This is a genomic window from Pseudomonas baltica, from assembly GCF_031880315.1.
Classification (GTDB): domain Bacteria; phylum Pseudomonadota; class Gammaproteobacteria; order Pseudomonadales; family Pseudomonadaceae; genus Aquipseudomonas.
In genome coordinates this window covers 3,551,943-3,569,612 of the sequence record NZ_CP134771.1, presented here as the reverse complement: position 1 = coordinate 3,569,612, position 17,670 = coordinate 3,551,943, and the positions used below count along the sequence as shown (strand labels likewise).

Genomic DNA, 17,670 nt, shown 5'->3' with positions numbered 1-17,670 from the left:
AAGGGCCCTCACGCGAACTCGCACAGCACGCGGCCTTCGCCGTCGAGCGTGGCGTGTACGTGACGCAGGACCTCGCCGCTCGCCATGGCAGCGAGCAAGCGATCCGCCACCACTGGCAGCACATGCATCTCAAGCAGTTGATCGATCAGGCGCGCACCGCTGTCGCTTTGCGTGCACAACGCGGCCAGGTGCTCGACCAGCGCCGGGCTGTGGCTGAAGGTCAACTGCCGACGGGCCAGGCGCTCGCCTAAACGTTGCAGCTTGATGATCACCAGTTCGTCGAGCACCGGGCCGCTGACCGGGAAGTACGGCACCACGCGCATACGCGCCAGCAAGGCCGGCTTGAAATGCTTGCTCAGCACCGGGCGAATGGCGTCCTCCAGCGCCTGGGTGCTCGGCCGCTCAGCGCCCTCGCACAGGGCGCTGATGCGCTCGCTGGCGAGGTTCGAGGTCATCAGGATCAGGGTGTTGCGAAAATCGATTTCGCGCCCTTCCCCGTCGTTGGCCACGCCTTTGTCGAAGATCTGGTAGAACAGATTGAGCACGTCCGGATCGGCCTTCTCGACCTCGTCCAGCAAAACCACGGAATAGGGCTTTTGCCGCACAGCCTCGGTGAGCATGCCGCCTTCGCCGTAGCCGACGTAACCCGGCGGTGCGCCGATCAGGCGCGACACGGTGTGCTTCTCCTGAAATTCGGACATATTGATGGTGGTGATGAAACGATCGCCGCCGTACAGCAGGTCGGCTAGGGCCAGGGCGGTTTCGGTCTTGCCGACGCCACTGGGGCCGACCAACAGGAACACGCCTACCGGTGCGTCGGGCTTGTTGAGACCGGCAGCGGTAGCGCGCATGGCACGATCCAAGGCGTGCACTGCTTGCTCCTGCCCCCGAATACGCAGGCGCAGATCATCGGCGAAGCTGAGGATCTTGGCATTGTGCTCACGGGCCAATTGCGACAGCGGCACACCCGTCCAGGCGCTGATCACTTCAGCGACCAGACGCGGACACACTTCGAAGCTAACCAGACGCTGCACGGCATGGGCATCGGTGAGGGCACGGTGAGTGTCGTGCAGCTGTGCTTCGAGTTCGGCAACGTTGGGCGCTACGGCTTCGGCGTTGGTCTCAGCTTCAGCTTCGGCATCAAGCTCACACGCATTCGCCAGCTCACGGGCCTGCGCCAGGCGCTGGCGCAGATCCAGCAGGCGCTCAGCCAGTTCTCGCTGCTCGGCCCAGGCCGATTCCAGTGCCTCGCGTTCGGCGGCGGCTTCGCCGAGGCGTGTTTCCAGTGCAATCAAGGCTTCTTCATCGATGGCCAGCCCTGCCTCGGCATCACGACGCAGCGCCTGGCGCTGACGCACGCCTTCGGCCAGCTCACCACGCAGGCGCTCAACACTCTCCGGCGCCGCCGCGAGGCTGATGCGAACCCGAGCACAAGCGGTATCGAGCACGTCGACGGCCTTGTCCGGCAATTGCCGACCGGTCAGGTAGCGAGCCGACAGCTCGGCAGCGGCGACCACGGCATCATCACGCAGATAGATACCGTGGCTCTTCTCGTACACCTGCGCCAGGCCGCGCAGGATGGTCACCGCTTCATTGACAGTCGGCTCGTGCAACTGCACCGGCTGAAATCGCCTGGCCAGGGCCGGGTCCTTCTCGAAGTACTTCTTGTACTCGGCCCAGGTAGTGGCGGCGATGGTACGCAACTCTCCACGTGCCAGCGCAGGCTTGAGCAGGTTGGCGGCGTCCGAACCGCCGGCATTGCCACCCGCACCGATCAGCGTGTGGGCTTCGTCGATGAACAGGATGATCGGCTTGGGCGAAGCCTTGACCTCATCGATCACGCCCTTGAGACGCCGCTCGAATTCACCTTTGACGCTGGCGCCGGCTTGTAGCAGGCCCATGTCCAACGACAGCAACTCGACGCCTTTGAGCGCCTGTGGCACTTCGTCCTGAGCGATACGCAAGGCCAGGCCTTCAACGATGGCAGTCTTGCCGACACCCGCCTCGCCCACCACGATGGGGTTGTTCTTGCGCCGACGAGCGAGGATGTCAACCATCTGGCGAATCGCACCATCGCGGCACAGCACCGGATCGAGCCTGCCGTCACGGGCCTGCTGAGTCAGGTTGTGAGTGAAGCGCGCCAACAGCGATTCGCCCCCGGGGGCAGCTTTGGCGTTATCGGCAGGTGCCTGCTGGGCCAGGGCGAAATCGCGCAGGCGATCGCTGTCGAGCTTGCCCAGCAACGCGTGATAGCGGCTGCCGGCATAGCGCATCGGGTTACGCAGCAGGGCGAGAATCAGTGCCGCTTGGTCGACGTGGCTTTGTTGTAATTCGAGGTTGGCCACCAGCAAGGCATCCTGCAGCCATTGCACCAACTCGGGGGCGAACACCGGGTTGCGCGAACCACTGTGTTCCAGGCGTGGCTGCAAGGCAACGGACAGTTCGCCGGCATCGACACTGGCGTCCAGCAATGCGCGGGCGAGCAAGCCTTCGGGGCGCTCGAGCAAGCCGAGCAGCAGGTCTTCGACCAGAATCTTGCTGCCGCCACGGGCCACGCAGCGCTCGGCGCAGGCTTCCAGATCGCGACGGGTTTCAGCGTCCAGCGCCTGGACGAGTTGTTGCAGGTCTACGTTGATCATGTCATCGGTCCTTAATGAATTTTGCTGCCCAGGGTGACAACGCCATCGGCGTTTTCGTGGCCAAGCCAACTGGTCCAGCCGAGGCGACAGGCGTTCTCTTCGCCAATGCACAGTTCACGGATTTCTTCACGGCGCAGCACCAGGCGTACGTCGTAATCCAGAGGGTCGCGCAGGGTGAAGCGCACCAACGCGCACAGCGGCTGATAGCCCTCACCGATCGGCAGGAATTCGTGAAAGCGCTGCCAGTCGAGGTGGTTGATATGAATACGGAACTTGCCGCTGCGATCGCGCACCGTCTCGCCCAGCACCAGGTCTTCACCCAAGGCGCTGTTGTCCTCGCCAAGGCGGTTCTGTTGGTCGTCGAGTACTTGCACCTGGCGCTCGATGCACTGCTCGATCAGCAGTTCTTCATGCTTGAAGTAGTAGCGCAGCACCGACTCCACCAGCGCCGCCGAATGGGCGCGCAGGCTCAGCAGGCCCAAGTACGGCAGCAGGCGTTTCCAGTTGAGGTCCTGCGACTCGCGAATCTGCACGCCGCCCAGGCCAACCAGAGAGAACAGCTGTTCGGAAAACGCATCACGCGCGCCGCTCTGGAAACTGGCGTTGTACCGGTACTTGCGCCAGATCGGCAGCATCAGGCGTTGCAGGCGATGGTGAAACACATCAAGGAACGCCCGGGTCGGATTGCCTTCCTCGGTATCACCCAGAGCTTGTTCGCCATAAAACGCTGGCAACGGCGAACTGGCGCCGAACAGGCCGATCAGGTTGAAGCGCATGCGCGCACGCAGCTCACCGTGCTCTTCGAAAAACTGCACGCGATCAACATCGCTGCCAGGGAAACCCAGGCTCGGATTGGCCTGGAATTCCACCTGATCATAGAGCTGCTCTTCGCTCAACCCGGGGTGGGCGGCGCGCAGCCGGTCGGTGACCAGAAGTACCGCCTGGAAAAGCGAATACTCCCGGATCACCAGGGTCAGCCCGCTTAGAGCAGGGGTTGAAGGCCCATACGTGGTGTCCATTTGTAGACTTCTCCTTTGGTACTTTTGACCCGCAACTCGTGGTACGAATTGAGGCTGGCATACAGCGCGAAAAACTCGTTGAGGACCGACGCGAAAACGAACAGATCGCCCTCACCGATGTATCCCTCGGGGTCGATCGTGAGTTCGGTGCGCAAGCCACGAATCGGCAAACCGCGGTGCAAGCGGTCGACCGGTTCGTGGCGCACGGCCTTGAGGCCGTTGAGCAATCGCTTGCTGACCTTCTCCGCGTGCTGGTCGTAATAACGCGGCAGGTCGTAGGTTTCGATGATCACCTTGAGCGCGTCAACGTTGGCCAGCGACAGGTAGTTCAGCGACATGTTGCTGATCAGCTTCCATAGGAAGTCGCGGTTGATCGGCGGCGCATAGCTGGGTGTGGCCAGAGTAATGTTCTTGAACTTGAGGAATTCCGGTGTGCCTTCGGTGGCCACGCAGATATCACCCAGTTGCAGCTTGAGCGGCAGATTCTGGTTGGTGCAGGTCAGCTCGATCGACAGCGTCTCGTGCTCTTCGAGGTGGCGGATACCAAAGCTCAAGTAAGTGTCCAGGCCCTGGTGCAGCAGCGAGTTGCGCTGGCGCACGCTGTAGTGCGGGCTGGCGTTGGGCACGTCGAAGCTGGGGTCGTGCTCGAAGGATTCGAACGGCACGTAGGCTTGATAGCCAAGGCCGCCGGGCTTCCAGCCGGTGACGGTTTCGACCGCGAACACGCCGCAGTTCTCGAGATCGTACTCAGCGGGTAGCAGCAGGTATTCGTCCTGTTTGCCATCGAGGCGAATCGGCAGCGCGTCGTGTTCGAACAGGTTGACGATGGGCGTGCAATACAGCTTCACGTTATCCAGGGTCGGGCGCAGACGCTGGATGTCGCTCTTGTGGAGGGTGAAGCGCATCTCCAGGCCGCGTACCTGCTTGGCGATATCGGCAGGCATCTGCTGAAGGGCGCCAAGGCCGTCGACATCGACGAACAGGAACTTGTCCTGAAAGGCGAAATATTCCTGCAGATAGCGGTAGCCGCGGAAGGTGTTGAGCGGATAAGGGATCAACGCTTCTTCTTCGGCGAAGCCTACCGGCTGGACTTGCTCGGGGCGCAGTTTGAAGCTCAGCGGCTTGTCGGCGATGCCCATCTTGAAGGGCTGCTGACGGGCGTCCAGCGGCACCAACTCCACACCCTGAAGATTGCGCAGCAGGCACAGGTAGAGCATCTGGCTGATATAGCGCTCGCCAGACAGATGCAGGCGCAAGTGCTCCAATTGCAGCTCGCCGAAATAGCCGTCACCGGTCATCTCCAGGCGCAGGCTCAGCACCGCGCCCTCGCCCATCACTGAATAGTTGAGGGCATTGAGGTCCAGCGCCGAAATTTCGGTCGCATAGCACGTGCGGAATTTGCAGCGCACGTCGTCCACCGGCCGGCTGTCCACCGGTGTCTCGCGCTTGACCAGCAGCGGCGGCGCCACGTGGGCGAGCGGCTCGAACTGCAGGATGCTGAACGACGGCAGCGGGCGCATGTAATTGGGCCACAGCAGGTGCATCAGCGAGTGCGTGAGCTCGGGCAGTTCGTCGTCGAGTTTCTGGCGCAGGCGCCCGGTCAGAAACGCAAAGCCCTCCAGCAACCGCTCCACGTCCGGATCCCGCCCGCTCTGACCCAGGAAGGGTGCCAGCGCCGGACTACGCTCGGCGAAGCGCCGCCCGAGTTGGCGCAGTGCTGTGAGTTCGCTTTGGTAGTAGTGGTTGAAGGACACTGGGGGTTACCTTTGGGTTGGAAGTGAGTGGGTGATGGCTTGCTTGACGCAAGCTGCTGATGTGAAGGTGCTCATTCAATAACCAACGTCAGTTGGGGCGTTGCTGGTAAAAATGCTCATCAAACGGCCCCGGGCCGCCCCGGCGTCATCAGTGGAAAAGTGCTTTGTCCGCCGGTTGAAAAAGAACGGGAACATGATTATCAGATCACCTTGCTCACCAATGCTGCCCATATCTATCGACCCGTCAAAAGTTATTGGGGACCGGTATACGTTTTCGGGATGAGCCACTTCGGTAAATCGTACATAGGCCTGCTCCCACCCTACCAACATTGGATAAGCAGGAACGAATTCAACTTTGTAATCACCTGAAGGTGTCATTTCCGCGAGCACACCGGAGGTATTCACAATAATCAACGCATTCGCCAACACTACGAGGCCGAGCACGCAGAGCAGGGTCAGTGTCGCTTTGAGAATGAGCGTGATCAGCTTAGCCATTGGGCTGTACCGTGTATGGCGTATTACTTATAAATAAGTTTATCCAGCTCTCGCGCCACTGTGGATAACCTAACGTGAATCGGTGAGTATCCTTTTCAAAATCCAGCCATACAACCCCAACCTGCTTGGAATCTTCAAAGCTACTTAGATCTATATTATCTCTAACCACGCGGCTGCGATAGACGCGAACCGGCTTAGAAACCTCTGTAAACCTGAAATAAGCATACTGACTATAAAAATAGAGGAACAGCACATCTACACATTCTATCCTGTACCTGCCGGAACCACTTAAAAAGCTCTCACTCGCCTCGCGATTTATATTAAATATGACCATATAAAAAAAGGAAAACAGCACCAATCCAATAACAATGCATAGACTACGGAACCACTTACCGGACACGATTTTTCGCGAGCCTATAGGTAAGTCATTCATTTGAAAATACCACATAAGGCGTGTTACTAATGAACGCACTCATCACGCTTCCATGCCATCCCAATATTACAATCTCAAACCTATGTTTCATCTTGTCAAATCGGACCCAGTCGACACCTACGTATTGGCTGTTCTCGAGCTGATTCATCTCTAATGAATTGGCGGCTATCAACGGGCTCCGGAAAACGCGCTCGGGGTGCTTTTGTTCTGTAATCTTTAGATAGGCAAGATCTCTAAAAGTGAAAAACAATTTCGCATCGACGTACTCGACCTTATAGTCACCTGACGAGCTGACGAACCCTACTTCCGCAGGCCGCAGCACGGCCGCCACAATGCAGCAGCCCATCACTACAGGTACAATCAGCAAAGTGACTAATACCGGGTGGACAATTACGGCTTGGGGCAACCTAGCCATTAGCAATCACCGTGCACTTGGTATTACTGATCAATAAATTTATCCAGCTTTCCCGCCAACCAGGGAAGCTCAGTCGAAGGTTATGATCCTCTTTGTCAAACGACAGCCAATATATAACTATACTTTTATTCGTTTCCCGACCCCTTAGATTAATGCTATCCGCATCTATGACTTGGCTTCTATAAACACTGGCAGGGTGACTTACCTCTGCAATTCTAATATAAGCATATTTTTTATATGTCCAGGGAAGCGAAACAGACCCGTATTCCAATCGATAGTTTTTGGTGAATGAGAAATCAAGCATTGCAAATTGGCAAATGGCATATTGAACGAATCCAAAAACTCTAAGCACAACGATGCTGGTTAGCAGGCACAGCGTCTTCAGGACTTTATTCATCTGCCGATACATCGTATGGAGTATTGCTGACGAAAATATTCAAGAAACTCTCTTCCCACCCTGGAATCAAAACATTGAATCGGTGCTGGACTTTGTTAAACCTCAGAAACGAGACACCGACTTCATCTCTCGTCTCAATAGCCCGCATTTCCAGGGATTCGGCATCTGCCACAGGGCTTCTGAACACCTGATCAGAGTGTTTCAGATCTATCACCCTCATATAAGCTAGATTGTAAAAAGGGGAAGGCGGATCTATTCTCACGTATTCGAGACGATAGTTTCCAGAGGCACTATTAAACCCAAACGATGCCGAGGTCTGGAGAGCATGCCATACAAACAGTGCAAACAGCACCAGCACCAGCACCGGCACCGGCACCGGCACCGGCACCAGCACTGAGCAAATGCTGAAACAATACTTAGTCATCAGACGAGGCTTCATAAGGCGTATTACTAATGAAAATATTCAGCCAGTTTTCAGTCCACTGGGGAATAGTGACTCTAAAGCGATGCTCTGATTTATAAAATGTCAGCCACGCCACCCCTACTTCATTCGGTGTTTCGAATCCAACCATCTCCAAGGAATCTGCATCCATTAGTGGACTACGGTACACCCGCGCTGGATGTTGAACCTCGGTGAGCCGCAGATAAGCATAGCTGCGAAATGTAAATGGCGGAGCGACCCTTACTGAGTCTAAACGATAATCGCCCGAGTCGCTCATAAAGCTTACGGAGCTTTCATGAGTAATCGAAGAACGCACGAACAGCATGAAAACTGTAAAAAAAATACACATCAAAGCTAAAAAACTATAAATCAGCCATCGACGATTTTTCATTTCTCAAATACCAATGGTGGCGAGACTATATCTTCATAGTAAATATCTGAAGAAATCTTAAAGTCACCGCCTCTACTATATTTTCGCCTGTAATCTTGAAAGTTTTTATTCTGAATAAGATAATACCGCTGGCTATCAATGTCAGCATATCGTTGATCAAAAAACTTTTCATATCCAGTCATAGACTGCAACGCCAGGCTTTGCAACTGCTCGTCGGTACTGAGACCGCGAGCCATCACCTCGGGAATACTCATGGCCAGGCCATTGAACCCCCAAAACCCTAAAAGTTGACTGGGCCGCCACCAATCAGACTCATCGTTAAAGTCGTAGCAATCATCAATATAAAAACCTAGCTTAACTGGATAGAACACATACGCACTAGCCGTTACTACCATGTCCCCCTCTGCAACAACCCTTAAGTTAAAATTACCTAGAGCAGCTCTGAGCTCATCAACCTCACCGCCCACCGGGTCAAAATCAACACGCTTATAATTAAAATAACCGAAATTCTCAGCCAACGGCCCGTGGCCAAAAAAATTCAACTTATAAGTAGCTGGCAAAGCTGAACCAAAATTATTTTTGAACTTTTTACATATTTCATCCTGAGCACGAGGACCTCGCCATACGGCTCTGAGCTCGTCAAGATAGCTGTGCACTTTGGGAAAACTTAGAACCCAATCCATTTTTATGATCGATTCGTTAATATATTTCTTTGGCGCATGCTCGTGATGAGACTTCACCGCGGCCACTATTGACCCATCTTCGGTCGGCCAAGGCTCCCCATTAAACCAATACTCCATCAACTGCGCCGCCACTGGCCAATCCATCTTCCTCATTGCATCCGGAATATCCGTGATCTTGAACTGACGCACAGGCACAGTCTTCCCGTCTGTATTAGCCTTGGGCGTTAATGTCGAGGTGGCGATGGTGTCGGCCATTTAGCGTGCTTCCTGCGTTGCGATGAATTGCGGGTTTCTGGTTTCAGCTATCGATCAGCCGATAACGACTTCGGTCTGCTCAGGAACCACCAGGGTCACCGCATCGGCGGTCGAGCTGGTGATCTTGCGGGTCTTGCCGGCGTCATCGGTGATGCCGGTCAATTGCGTGCCGTTGGCCAGTTGCACGGTGTATGGCACTCCGGCCAGGGGCGCGCCGGTGGCTTGGCAGATCACGGCGAAGTGGTCGTCGAACGGGGCGTTGGTCTGCATCGGCGACACCGGAGTGACCGGCGCCGGGATGTGGGTATCGCCGATGATCACGGTGCCCGACCCACTGGTCACGGTGTTGCCATGGTCGCCCACCGAACCGACGGTGGCGGCGTTCATACCGTTGATGAACACGGTCGACGACACGCCGCTGACGATCTTGCCGCCGCAGGCGCTGGGATCGTTAAGGCGCGCCGCTGGCAGGCCGTCGAAGAACGTGTCCGGCGAACCCGAGGCGATCGGATTGGTGCCATGCCCGGTCTTCGGGCAGGCAGTGGGATCGGTGACGCGTGCGGCGGGTTTACCGGCCATGTTCGACGCTCCTTATCTGACTTTGACTTTGCCGCTGCCATCCAGCTTCGCGGAAAAACTGACCTGCCGACGTATGCCCTGGACCTCCAGCAGGCCTTCGATGGCGAAGGTCAACTTGAGCGGATCCTGGTCCCGTGGCAGGGAAATCACATGCACCTTCGACAGGCGCGGCTCGTAGCGCTCGATGAACTTCTCGATCGCGCTACGGGCGCGGGTGAGCGAGTCGTGCAGGCTCAGGCGCATGTCATTGAGATCGGGTAGCCCGTAGTCGGGCAGCGTTTGCACGCTGCCCGCCCGGGTGCTGAGCATTTTTGCCAGATGGGCAGCCACCGAGGTCGTCGCACAGGCTTCGTGACTCAGGCCGTTACGCTTGCTCGCTTCGCCGCTCAGGCGTTCGAATAGGCTGCCGTATGCAGTCATGGCTCAGCTCCTGCTTACTCTTTGTCCAGCTTGCCAACCAGCGACAGGGTGAAATCGGCACCCATGTATTTGAAGTGCGGACGCACGTTCAGGCTGACGCGGTACCAGCCCGGCTCACCGTCGACATCACTGACGGTGATCTGCGCAGCGCGCAGCGGACGACGGCCACGGACTTCGGCGTTGGGGTTTTCCTGGTCGGCGACGTACTGACGGATCCACTTGTTGAGCTCGAGCTCGAGGTCCGTGCGCTCCTTCCACGAACCCAGTTGCTCGCGTTGCAGCACCTTGAGGTAGTGGGCCAGGCGGTTGACGATGAACAGGTACGGCAGTTGCGTGCCGAGCTTGTAGTTCATCTCGGCAGCCTTGCCCTCGGCGCTGTTGCCGAAGAACTTGGGCTTTTGCACCGAGTTGGCCGAGAAGAACGCGGCGTTGTCGCTGCCTTTGCGCATGGTCAGCGAGATGAAACCTTCGTCGGCCAGTTCGTATTCACGGCGGTCGGATACCAGCACTTCGGTCGGAATCTTGGTCTCGATTTCGCCCATGCTCTGGAAGTGGTGCAGCGGCAGGTCTTCTACCGCGCCGCCGCTCTGCGGGCCGATGATGTTCGGGCACCAACGGAACTTGGCGAAGCTGTCGGACAGCTTGGTGGCGAACGCGTAGGCGGTGTTGCCCCACAAATAGTGCTCGTGGCTGTTGGCGACGTTTTCCTTGTAGACAAAGGTTTTAACCGGGTTGTCTTCAGGGTCGTAGGGATTGCGCAGCAGGAAGCGCGGCACAGTCAGGCCGACGTAGCGCGAGTCTTCTTCCTGGCGGAAGGCTTGCCACTTGGCGAATTGCGGGCCATCGAAGTGATCCTTCAGGTCCTTCAGGTCTGGCAGACCGGTAAAGCTTTCAAGGCCAAAAAATTTCGGGCCGGCTGCGGCAATGAACGGCGCGTGAGCCATGCTCGCGACACTGGACACGTACTGCATGGCCTTGACGTCAGGCGAGCTCGGCGAGAAGAAGTAGTTGGCGATGATCGCGCCTACCGGTTGGCCACCGAACTGGCCGTACTCTGCGGTGTAGACGTGCTTGTACAGGCCCGACTGGACCACTTCCGGCGAATCTTCGAAGTCGTCCAGCAGGTCCTGCTTGGAGACGTTGAGGATCTCGACCTTGATGTTTTCGCGGAAGTTGGTGCGGTCGACCAGCAAATGCAGACCGCGCCACGAGGATTCCAGAGCCTGGAATTCTTCGTTGTGAAGGATCTCGTCCATCTGGCGGCTGAGCTTGGCGTCGATCTCGGCGATCATGCGATCGACCATGGCCTTCTTGACCGGCTCGTTCTCGTTCTGCGGCTTGAGCAGCTCTTCGATGAACGCCGACACGCCACGCTTGGCGATGTCGTAGGCTTCGTCTTCCGGGGTCAGCCGGGTTTCGGCGATGATGCGGTCGAGGATGCCGTATTCGGCGACTTCGCCATTAGCTTGTGTTGCTGCACTGGTACTCATGGTCTTCGCTTTCCTTTTCGAATGGGGCTCAGGCGTCTTGCGTGGTCTTGGCGCTCAACCCCAGTTCGCCCAGCACGCGCGCACGGGACTCGTCGTCAGCCAAAACGCTCTCGATGGCCTTGCGGAAGGTCGGGGTGTTGCCCAATGGGCCTTTGAGGGCCACCAACGCGTCGCGCAACTCCATCAGTTTTTTCAGTTCAGGTACTTGCTCGACCAGGTTGGCCGGGTTGAAGTCCTTCATCGAGCCGACCTTGAGGCTGACGCTCAACTCTTCATTGGCACCGTCTTCGAGCAGGCGGTTGGGCACGCTCAGGTTCAGGTTCAAGTCCTGCTTGGCGAGGACGTCGTCGAAGTTGTTCTTGTCGATGCTGATCGGCTTGCGGTCCTCGACCTTGCGCTCGTCTGCCTGTTGGGTGAAATCACCCAATACCAGCATCTTCAGCGGCAGTTCGACTTCTTCCGTGACGCCACCGGTGGATGGCTTGAACGTGACGTTGATGCGTTCCTTGGGTGCTACCGAGCCTTCTTTGGCCATGGGTGTCTCCTTATTTGCGATTAGGGCCCAGGGGCCTATTCGAGTACCACTTCGAGGTCGAGGTGGCACAGCCTTCGATAAATTTCGTCCTTGCGCTCTCGAGCGGCATGGTTAGGCGGCAACAGCTCGATGCAGCCGTGCAGCAATTGCAGAACATTGAGCGCCAGCTCCGGCTCCCAGATGTCCAGCCCGCTGCTTTGCAACTGGCTGTCGAGGGTTTCGAGCTGGGTGCGCGCCAGGTCGTACTTTTTGGCTTGATGGCACAAGCGTGCCAGGCAGAAGTGCCAAAAAAACTGCTCGCGGCCGCCACGCGCATTGCGCATCTGTTGCTTGAGGATCTGCACCGCGGGCTTGAGGCCGTCCTTGCGCAGGATCGGCTGAACCTCCAGCAGCGCTTGCTCCCAACGCGGCTGCTCGCCGCTGTCGGATACCGGTTGTGGGGCACTGGCCGGTTGCAGATGAGGCATGACCTGGGCGCTGATCCAACTGCGGGTCGCCGGATCGGCGAACGGCTGGCCGTCGTGAAAGCGAAGTTCGGCGATACCCGGCAAGCGCTGCAACAGAAGCGACAAATGGATCTCAACCTCGCGCATCGACGTCTCGGCATGCAGACCCTGCAGGCACTCCCAGACGATGCGTTGACCATCGAGCCAGAACGGCGCCTTGGCCAGGCTGGCTTCAAGATCGATCAGCAGGTCGGCATAGCTGCCGGCATCGAAGCGTTCGCGGTAGTTGGTCAGCTTGTCGGCCGGCAGCCCGCGCAGGTCGGTGATGTGCTCGGCATTGCGCTGCGGCAAGGCATCGATGCCCAGCCACATCAGCGTGCGGTTGAGGCGCAAGGCGCGAATGTCGGTGGCTTTCTGCCGCAGCCACCAGGTGCAGAGTGGGCGAGCGCCGTCTTGCTGAGCGCGCAAGGCTTTTTGCGCATCCTTGTCGTTTTGCAGCGGGCTGCCGGGGCTGACCAGTTGGGTCGCGACCTGCTTGACCTGGGCGACGACGGCTCCGACGCTGCCAGGCTCTGGCAAGTTGTCGGCGGCTCGTTTGATCATGCTGCTCAGGCGTCGACGGATCGGCAGGATCAGCGGCGCATCCTCGCCCAGTTGCTGCGCCAGCACCACGTCGAGAGCGTCGAGATGTTCGACCAGCGCCTGGAACAGCGGCAACTGCTCCTTGACCGCGATGTCTTCGGACAACGCCTGATCGAGGCGCGGCACCAGCCAGACCATGGCGCCTGCGCGCGTACGCGACTTGACGGGATGCAGATCCACCCAATGTTGTTCGAAAAGCGCGCGCAGCATGCCCAGGCCTGCCAGCAGGCCGACAAAGGATTCACGTTGATGGAGAGCCCAGATGAGCCAGGTGGCAACGCGCAAATCCTTGGATTGCGTGCGCAGGATGGATTCACTGCCTTCGAGGATCTTCAGCCAGTCGATGCGACTGCTGGCGTGCAGCGAGGAGGCCTTGGAGAGCTCAGTCTCGAGGGCTTCATATTCGCTGGAGTAGCGCACCTCTTCGCCGCCAAAACTGTCCGATGAAATCGGGACTTTCGCGAGCGCAAGATAATGCGTACAGAGTCTTCCTGAAAACGTCATCCTTGGCCTTTGGGTATACCCTGACCGACAGCTCAGCCTTTGCTAGCAATCGTTGGGTATTGTGATCGTGCACAGCGCCTACACATCCGGTTATGTAGCGGGCTGCCTTTCGAAGGTTGCGGATCCTAAACATTCGCTATTAAAAGTTCAAGCTCGAGGTGATTTTTTTGTGTACCAGTGCACAATTGGAATTATGTCCGAGATGGGCATACATCACCTCAGCAAGTGATGTCAATTACAGAAAAATCAACGATATCAAACCTTTATGAATAAAATATCATTCTAGAAATGGATTTTTCGCAGGAGGTATGTAGGACGAATACTACAGGGCAGCTTCTGGATTGAAGTTAAACAATTCACGGAGAACGGATTGATGAATAGCTAACGAAACTTGGCTGGCACATGGCCGTGCCACTTTCGTACCAACGTAAAAAAGGGCGCTCTGTCCCGCCCGGAGCGCCCCTCATCTAGCCACATCGAAGCGACAATACAAAGTCGAACTATGGATTGACACTATCCTTCAAAAACTTCCCAGGCTTGAACGCCACGGTGTTACTGGCCTTGATCTTCACCGGCTCGCCCGTCTGCGGATTCTTGCCAGTACGCGCGCCGCGGTGACGCTGCAGGAAGGTGCCGAAACCGACCAGGGTGACGCTGTCCTTGCGGTGCAGCGCGCCGGTGATCTCTTCGAGCACGGCATTGAGTACGCGGTTGGCTTGTTCTTTGGTGAGGTCTGCTTTTTCAGCGATTGCGGTTGCCAGATCTGGTTTGCGCATGGGTAAAGCCTCTTGTTATAGATTTTTGTTTTTATGTCCGTTGCCATGACCCCCGCAACGGCGCGGTGAGCGCCGCAGGCTCTAAGCCGCGGCAGACCGAGTGAGGATGGCACGCCATGCAATGCCGCGCCAGTAGGCAACAGCGGTTTGTGACAGAAAAATCAGGGTTATTCCGATAGACAGCCCTGACAACCATCCAGCCGCTTGATTCAAGGTCAATGGACGCCGCGGCGCGCTTAGCCGATCTCTATCATTTCGAAGTCCATCTTGCCGACGCCGCAGTCGGGACACAGCCAGTCTTCGGGGACGTCCTGCCACAGGGTGCCGGGGGCGATACCGTCATCCGGCCAGCCGTCGCGTTCGTCATAGATCAGGCCGCAGACGATGCATTGCCACTTTTTCATGCTGATTCCTCATATCCACGCAATTGACGCGCTCAAAGTGGGTCTTTTACTCATCTGTTTGGCGTGATGCAAGCCTCACCTATTTAGCGAGGGGACTTGCCCCCGAAAAGCGCTCGATCAGATGCAGCCAAAAAGGCTGACCCGCCTTTCAGGGGCAAGGCCCCTCGCTACAGAGGCGCTGGGATCATGCTAAGCTCGCGGCCTCTCTGGCCGTCACAGATGTTCATTGTGCCGCACGAATTGCATTCCCCGACATGGCGCGATGGCGCTCCCGATACCGATCCCACGACCCTCGACTGGCTGCTGGACCCAGGCTCGCTGACGCGGCGCCTGACCCGCCTGGCTGCGGGCCGATTCACGGTGCGGCCACTCTTCGAGGGCTGGCAAACACTGCGCGACGACGAATGCGCGGCGCTGCAATTGCCCGGCGCCAGCATCGGCTGGGTGCGCGAGGTGTATCTGTTGGGCGTCGACACGCCTTGGGTGTTCGCCCGCAGCATCGCGGGTCAGGCGGCGCTCGAAGCCACCGACCTGCGCCTCGATGTGCTCGGCAGCCGCTCATTGGGCGAGCTACTGTTCAGTGACCCGGCCTTCACCCGCCAGCCCCTGCAAACCTGCCGCTATCCAGCCGCCTGGCTACCTGCAGAGATCGCGCAGGCCGGCCTGTGGGCGCGCCGCTCGCGCTTCGACCGCGATGGCCTCGGGGTGCTGGTGGCCGAAGTGTTCCTGCCGGCACTGTGGCACGCCGCCCTTCCCTCTCAGGAGAGCCCTGGATGTACCTGAACCTGCTCAAGTCCCTAAACCGCCTGCACCCTCGCGCCTGGGACTTCGTCCAGCTGACGCGCATCGACAAGCCCATCGGCATCTATCTGCTGTTGTGGCCGACGTTGTGGGCGTTATGGATAGCCGGTGCCGGCAGACCGTCGCTGGGCAATGTGGTGATCTTCGTGCTGGGGGTGATCTTCATGCGCGCGGCCGGTTGCGTGATCAATGACGTGGCCGATCGCAAGGTCGACGGTCACGTCAAACGCACGGCGCAGCGGCCTATCGCGGCCGGTAGGATTCGCACCCGTGAGGCCCTGGCGTTGTTTGCGGTGCTGATCATCATCAGCTTCGGGCTGGCACTGTGCACCAACGCGGCCACCCTGTGGCTATCGATCGGTGGCCTGGTGCTGGCCGCCAGCTACCCGTTCATGAAGCGCTACACCTATTACCCGCAAGTGGTGCTGGGCGCGGCGTTTTCGTGGGGCATGCCCATGGCGTTCACCGCCGAGACCGGGCATCTGCCGGCGGCGGCATGGCTGCTGTATATCGCCAATCTGCTGTGGACGGTGGCCTACGACACGTATTACGCGATGACCGATCGCGATGACGATCTGCTGATCGGGGTCAAGTCGACGGCGATTCTGTTCGGTGAGGCGGATCGCATGATCATCGCCATCCTGCAGGGCCTGACGCTGGTGTGCCTGCTGCTGGCGGGTAATCAATTCGGGCTGGGCCACTGGTACCAGCTCGGGCTGCTGGGCGCGGCGCTGTGTTTTGCCTGGGAGTATTGGCAAACACGCCAGCGCGAGCGCATGGCGTGTTTCAAGGCGTTTTTGCACAATCACTGGGCGGGGCTGCTGATTTTCCTCGGGATCGTGCTGGACTACGCGTTGCGCTGAGGCGGGATCAGCGCGGCGCCAGGCGCGATCAGTCGGCGCCGTCCATGGTCGCCATGGCCCATTTGCCTTCGCCCTTGCCGTCACCGTTCATGTCGCCTTTCTTCTTGTCGCCGATATAGGTGTAGAGCGGGCTATCCATCAGCGCCCACTGCTTTTTACCGTCCTTGCGGGTGATGATGCTCCAGTCACCGTTCTCAGTCCCGGTGTCGCTGGCGGAAGCGAGCACAGGCGGCCAGTTTTGCGCGCATTTGTCGTTGCACGCCGAGTTGCCAGGGGTGTCATCGGAATAGGTGTAAAGCGTCATGCCCTTGCTGTCGACCACCATGCCATCGTTGGCTTTGGGACGTTCAGCCATTGCCAGGCCCGGCATTGCCAGGACGACGGCGCCCGCGAGCGCCATCCAGGTCAAGGTACGTTGAACCATTGAAAATCACCTCTTGAGTGTATGCCCTGAAGGAATAACAGCTTAGCCGTTTTCGACTAAGTTGGTACCCTACAGTTCCCCTGTCACACGACTGCAATAATTCCGTTATCTAATGCGGCGCAAGACACCCGATCACCACGAGGTTTGAGCATGGCTGGCAGGAGCATTCTGATCGTTGACGACGAAGCGCCGATTCGCGAAATGATCGCCGTCGCGCTGGAAATGGCCGGCTACGACTGCCTCGAGGCTGAAAACGCCCAGCAGGCTCACGCCATCATCGTCGATCGCAAGCCCGACCTGATCCTGCTCGACTGGATGCTGCCCGGCACCTCCGGTATCGAGCTGGCGCGGCGCCTCAAGCGCGACGAGATGACGGGCGACATCCCGATCATCATGCTCACCGCCAAGGGTGAAGAAGACAACAAGATCCAGGGCCTCGAAGTGGGCGCCGACGACTACATCACCAAGCCGTTCTCGCCTCGCGAGCTGGTCGCGCGGCTCAAGGCCGTGCTGCGTCGCGCCGGGCCGAGCGATGGCGAAACGCCGATCGAGATCGGCGGCCTGCTGCTCGACCCTATCAGCCACCGCGTGACCATCGACGGCAAGCCCGCCGACATGGGCCCTACCGAATATCGCCTGCTGCAGTTCTTCATGACCCACCAGGAGCGTGCCTATACTCGTGGGCAGCTGCTCGATCAGGTGTGGGGCGGCAACGTCTATGTCGAAGAGCGCACCGTGGATGTGCACATCCGCCGACTGCGCAAGGCCTTGGGCGATGCTTACGAAAATCTGGTACAAACCGTGCGCGGCACTGGCTACCGCTTCTCTACCAAAAGCTGATCCCCCGGCCCGAACGGCATGAA

20 protein-coding genes are annotated in these 17,670 nt (G+C 58.2%); 3 read left to right on the top strand and 17 right to left on the bottom strand.

Annotated features, from left to right (window positions below):
• Positions 1-8: 8 nt before the first annotated feature.
• From tssH to REH34_RS15820, 16 genes are all read right to left on the bottom strand, one after another.
• Complete coding sequence (tssH, locus tag REH34_RS15895; protein ID WP_311968399.1) at positions 9-2,639, bottom strand: type VI secretion system ATPase TssH; 2,631 nt, start codon at positions 2,637-2,639, stop codon at positions 9-11.
• An 11-nt stretch (positions 2,640-2,650) separates the two neighbouring features.
• A complete protein-coding gene (tssG, locus tag REH34_RS15890; RefSeq protein WP_311968398.1) occupies positions 2,651-3,658 on the bottom strand; it encodes a type VI secretion system baseplate subunit TssG in 1,008 nt (335 codons plus the stop codon).
• On the bottom strand, positions 3,622-5,412 hold the full coding sequence (gene tssF, locus REH34_RS15885; protein WP_311968397.1) for a type VI secretion system baseplate subunit TssF: 1,791 nt from the start codon (positions 5,410-5,412) through the stop codon (positions 3,622-3,624). The genes tssG and tssF overlap by 37 nt, the downstream gene beginning before the upstream one ends.
• A 75-nt stretch (positions 5,413-5,487) precedes the next feature.
• Positions 5,488-5,907: a hypothetical protein gene (locus REH34_RS15880; protein WP_311968396.1), complete on the bottom strand. Its 420-nt coding sequence runs from the start codon at positions 5,905-5,907 to the stop codon at positions 5,488-5,490.
• A complete protein-coding gene (locus REH34_RS15875) occupies positions 5,900-6,340 on the bottom strand; it encodes a hypothetical protein (protein ID WP_311968395.1) in 441 nt (146 codons plus the stop codon). The genes REH34_RS15880 and REH34_RS15875 overlap by 8 nt, the downstream gene beginning before the upstream one ends.
• Positions 6,333-6,755, bottom strand: a complete 423-nt coding sequence (locus REH34_RS15870; RefSeq protein ID WP_311968394.1) for a hypothetical protein — start codon at positions 6,753-6,755, stop codon at positions 6,333-6,335. Before REH34_RS15870 ends, REH34_RS15875 begins: the two co-directional genes overlap by 8 nt.
• Before the next feature lie 389 nt (positions 6,756-7,144).
• Positions 7,145-7,591 (bottom strand): hypothetical protein, encoded by a 447-nt coding sequence (locus REH34_RS15865; protein WP_311968393.1) that lies wholly within the window; start codon positions 7,589-7,591, stop codon positions 7,145-7,147.
• On the bottom strand, positions 7,569-7,985 hold the full coding sequence (locus REH34_RS15860) for a hypothetical protein (protein ID WP_311968392.1): 417 nt from the start codon (positions 7,983-7,985) through the stop codon (positions 7,569-7,571). Before REH34_RS15860 ends, REH34_RS15865 begins: the two co-directional genes overlap by 23 nt.
• On the bottom strand, positions 7,982-8,923 hold the full coding sequence (locus REH34_RS15855; protein WP_311968391.1) for a DUF6402 family protein: 942 nt from the start codon (positions 8,921-8,923) through the stop codon (positions 7,982-7,984). Before REH34_RS15855 ends, REH34_RS15860 begins: the two co-directional genes overlap by 4 nt.
• 54 nt (positions 8,924-8,977) lie before the next feature.
• Positions 8,978-9,502: a PAAR domain-containing protein gene (locus REH34_RS15850; protein WP_311968390.1), complete on the bottom strand. Its 525-nt coding sequence runs from the start codon at positions 9,500-9,502 to the stop codon at positions 8,978-8,980.
• Between the two features lie 12 nt (positions 9,503-9,514).
• On the bottom strand, positions 9,515-9,922 hold the full coding sequence (gene tssE, locus REH34_RS15845) for a type VI secretion system baseplate subunit TssE (protein ID WP_311968389.1): 408 nt from the start codon (positions 9,920-9,922) through the stop codon (positions 9,515-9,517).
• Positions 9,923-9,936: 14 nt separating this feature from the next.
• The gene (gene tssC / locus REH34_RS15840; protein WP_311968388.1) at positions 9,937-11,412 is read right to left on the bottom strand and encodes a type VI secretion system contractile sheath large subunit; all 1,476 of its coding nucleotides are present in this window, start codon (positions 11,410-11,412) and stop codon (positions 9,937-9,939) included.
• Between the two features lie 28 nt (positions 11,413-11,440).
• Complete coding sequence (gene tssB / locus REH34_RS15835) at positions 11,441-11,947, bottom strand: type VI secretion system contractile sheath small subunit (RefSeq protein ID WP_311968387.1); 507 nt, start codon at positions 11,945-11,947, stop codon at positions 11,441-11,443.
• A gap of 35 nt (positions 11,948-11,982) precedes the next feature.
• Entirely contained in the window at positions 11,983-13,539 is a 1,557-nt protein-coding gene (gene tssA / locus REH34_RS15830) for a type VI secretion system protein TssA (RefSeq protein ID WP_311968386.1), read from the bottom strand.
• Positions 13,540-14,039: 500 nt separating this feature from the next.
• On the bottom strand, positions 14,040-14,315 hold the full coding sequence (locus REH34_RS15825; RefSeq protein WP_226503925.1) for an HU family DNA-binding protein: 276 nt from the start codon (positions 14,313-14,315) through the stop codon (positions 14,040-14,042).
• A gap of 236 nt (positions 14,316-14,551) precedes the next feature.
• Complete coding sequence (locus REH34_RS15820) at positions 14,552-14,719, bottom strand: rubredoxin (protein WP_226503924.1); 168 nt, start codon at positions 14,717-14,719, stop codon at positions 14,552-14,554.
• Between the two features lie 219 nt (positions 14,720-14,938).
• Here REH34_RS15820 and REH34_RS15815 point away from each other — a divergent pair, with 219 nt between their 5' ends.
• Complete coding sequence (locus REH34_RS15815) at positions 14,939-15,502, top strand: chorismate lyase (protein ID WP_311968385.1); 564 nt, start codon at positions 14,939-14,941, stop codon at positions 15,500-15,502.
• Positions 15,493-16,383 (top strand): 4-hydroxybenzoate octaprenyltransferase, encoded by an 891-nt coding sequence (gene ubiA / locus REH34_RS15810; RefSeq protein ID WP_226503922.1) that lies wholly within the window; start codon positions 15,493-15,495, stop codon positions 16,381-16,383. Before REH34_RS15815 ends, ubiA begins: the two co-directional genes overlap by 10 nt.
• A 28-nt stretch (positions 16,384-16,411) precedes the next feature.
• Here ubiA and REH34_RS15805 read toward each other — a convergent pair whose 3' ends face one another.
• Positions 16,412-16,807, bottom strand: a complete 396-nt coding sequence (locus tag REH34_RS15805) for a hypothetical protein (RefSeq protein WP_311968384.1) — start codon at positions 16,805-16,807, stop codon at positions 16,412-16,414.
• 150 nt (positions 16,808-16,957) lie between these two features.
• On the opposite strand from REH34_RS15805, the gene phoB reads away from it, so the two are divergent.
• Positions 16,958-17,647: a phosphate regulon transcriptional regulator PhoB gene (phoB, locus tag REH34_RS15800; protein WP_226503920.1), complete on the top strand. Its 690-nt coding sequence runs from the start codon at positions 16,958-16,960 to the stop codon at positions 17,645-17,647.
• Positions 17,648-17,670 lie beyond the last annotated feature (23 nt).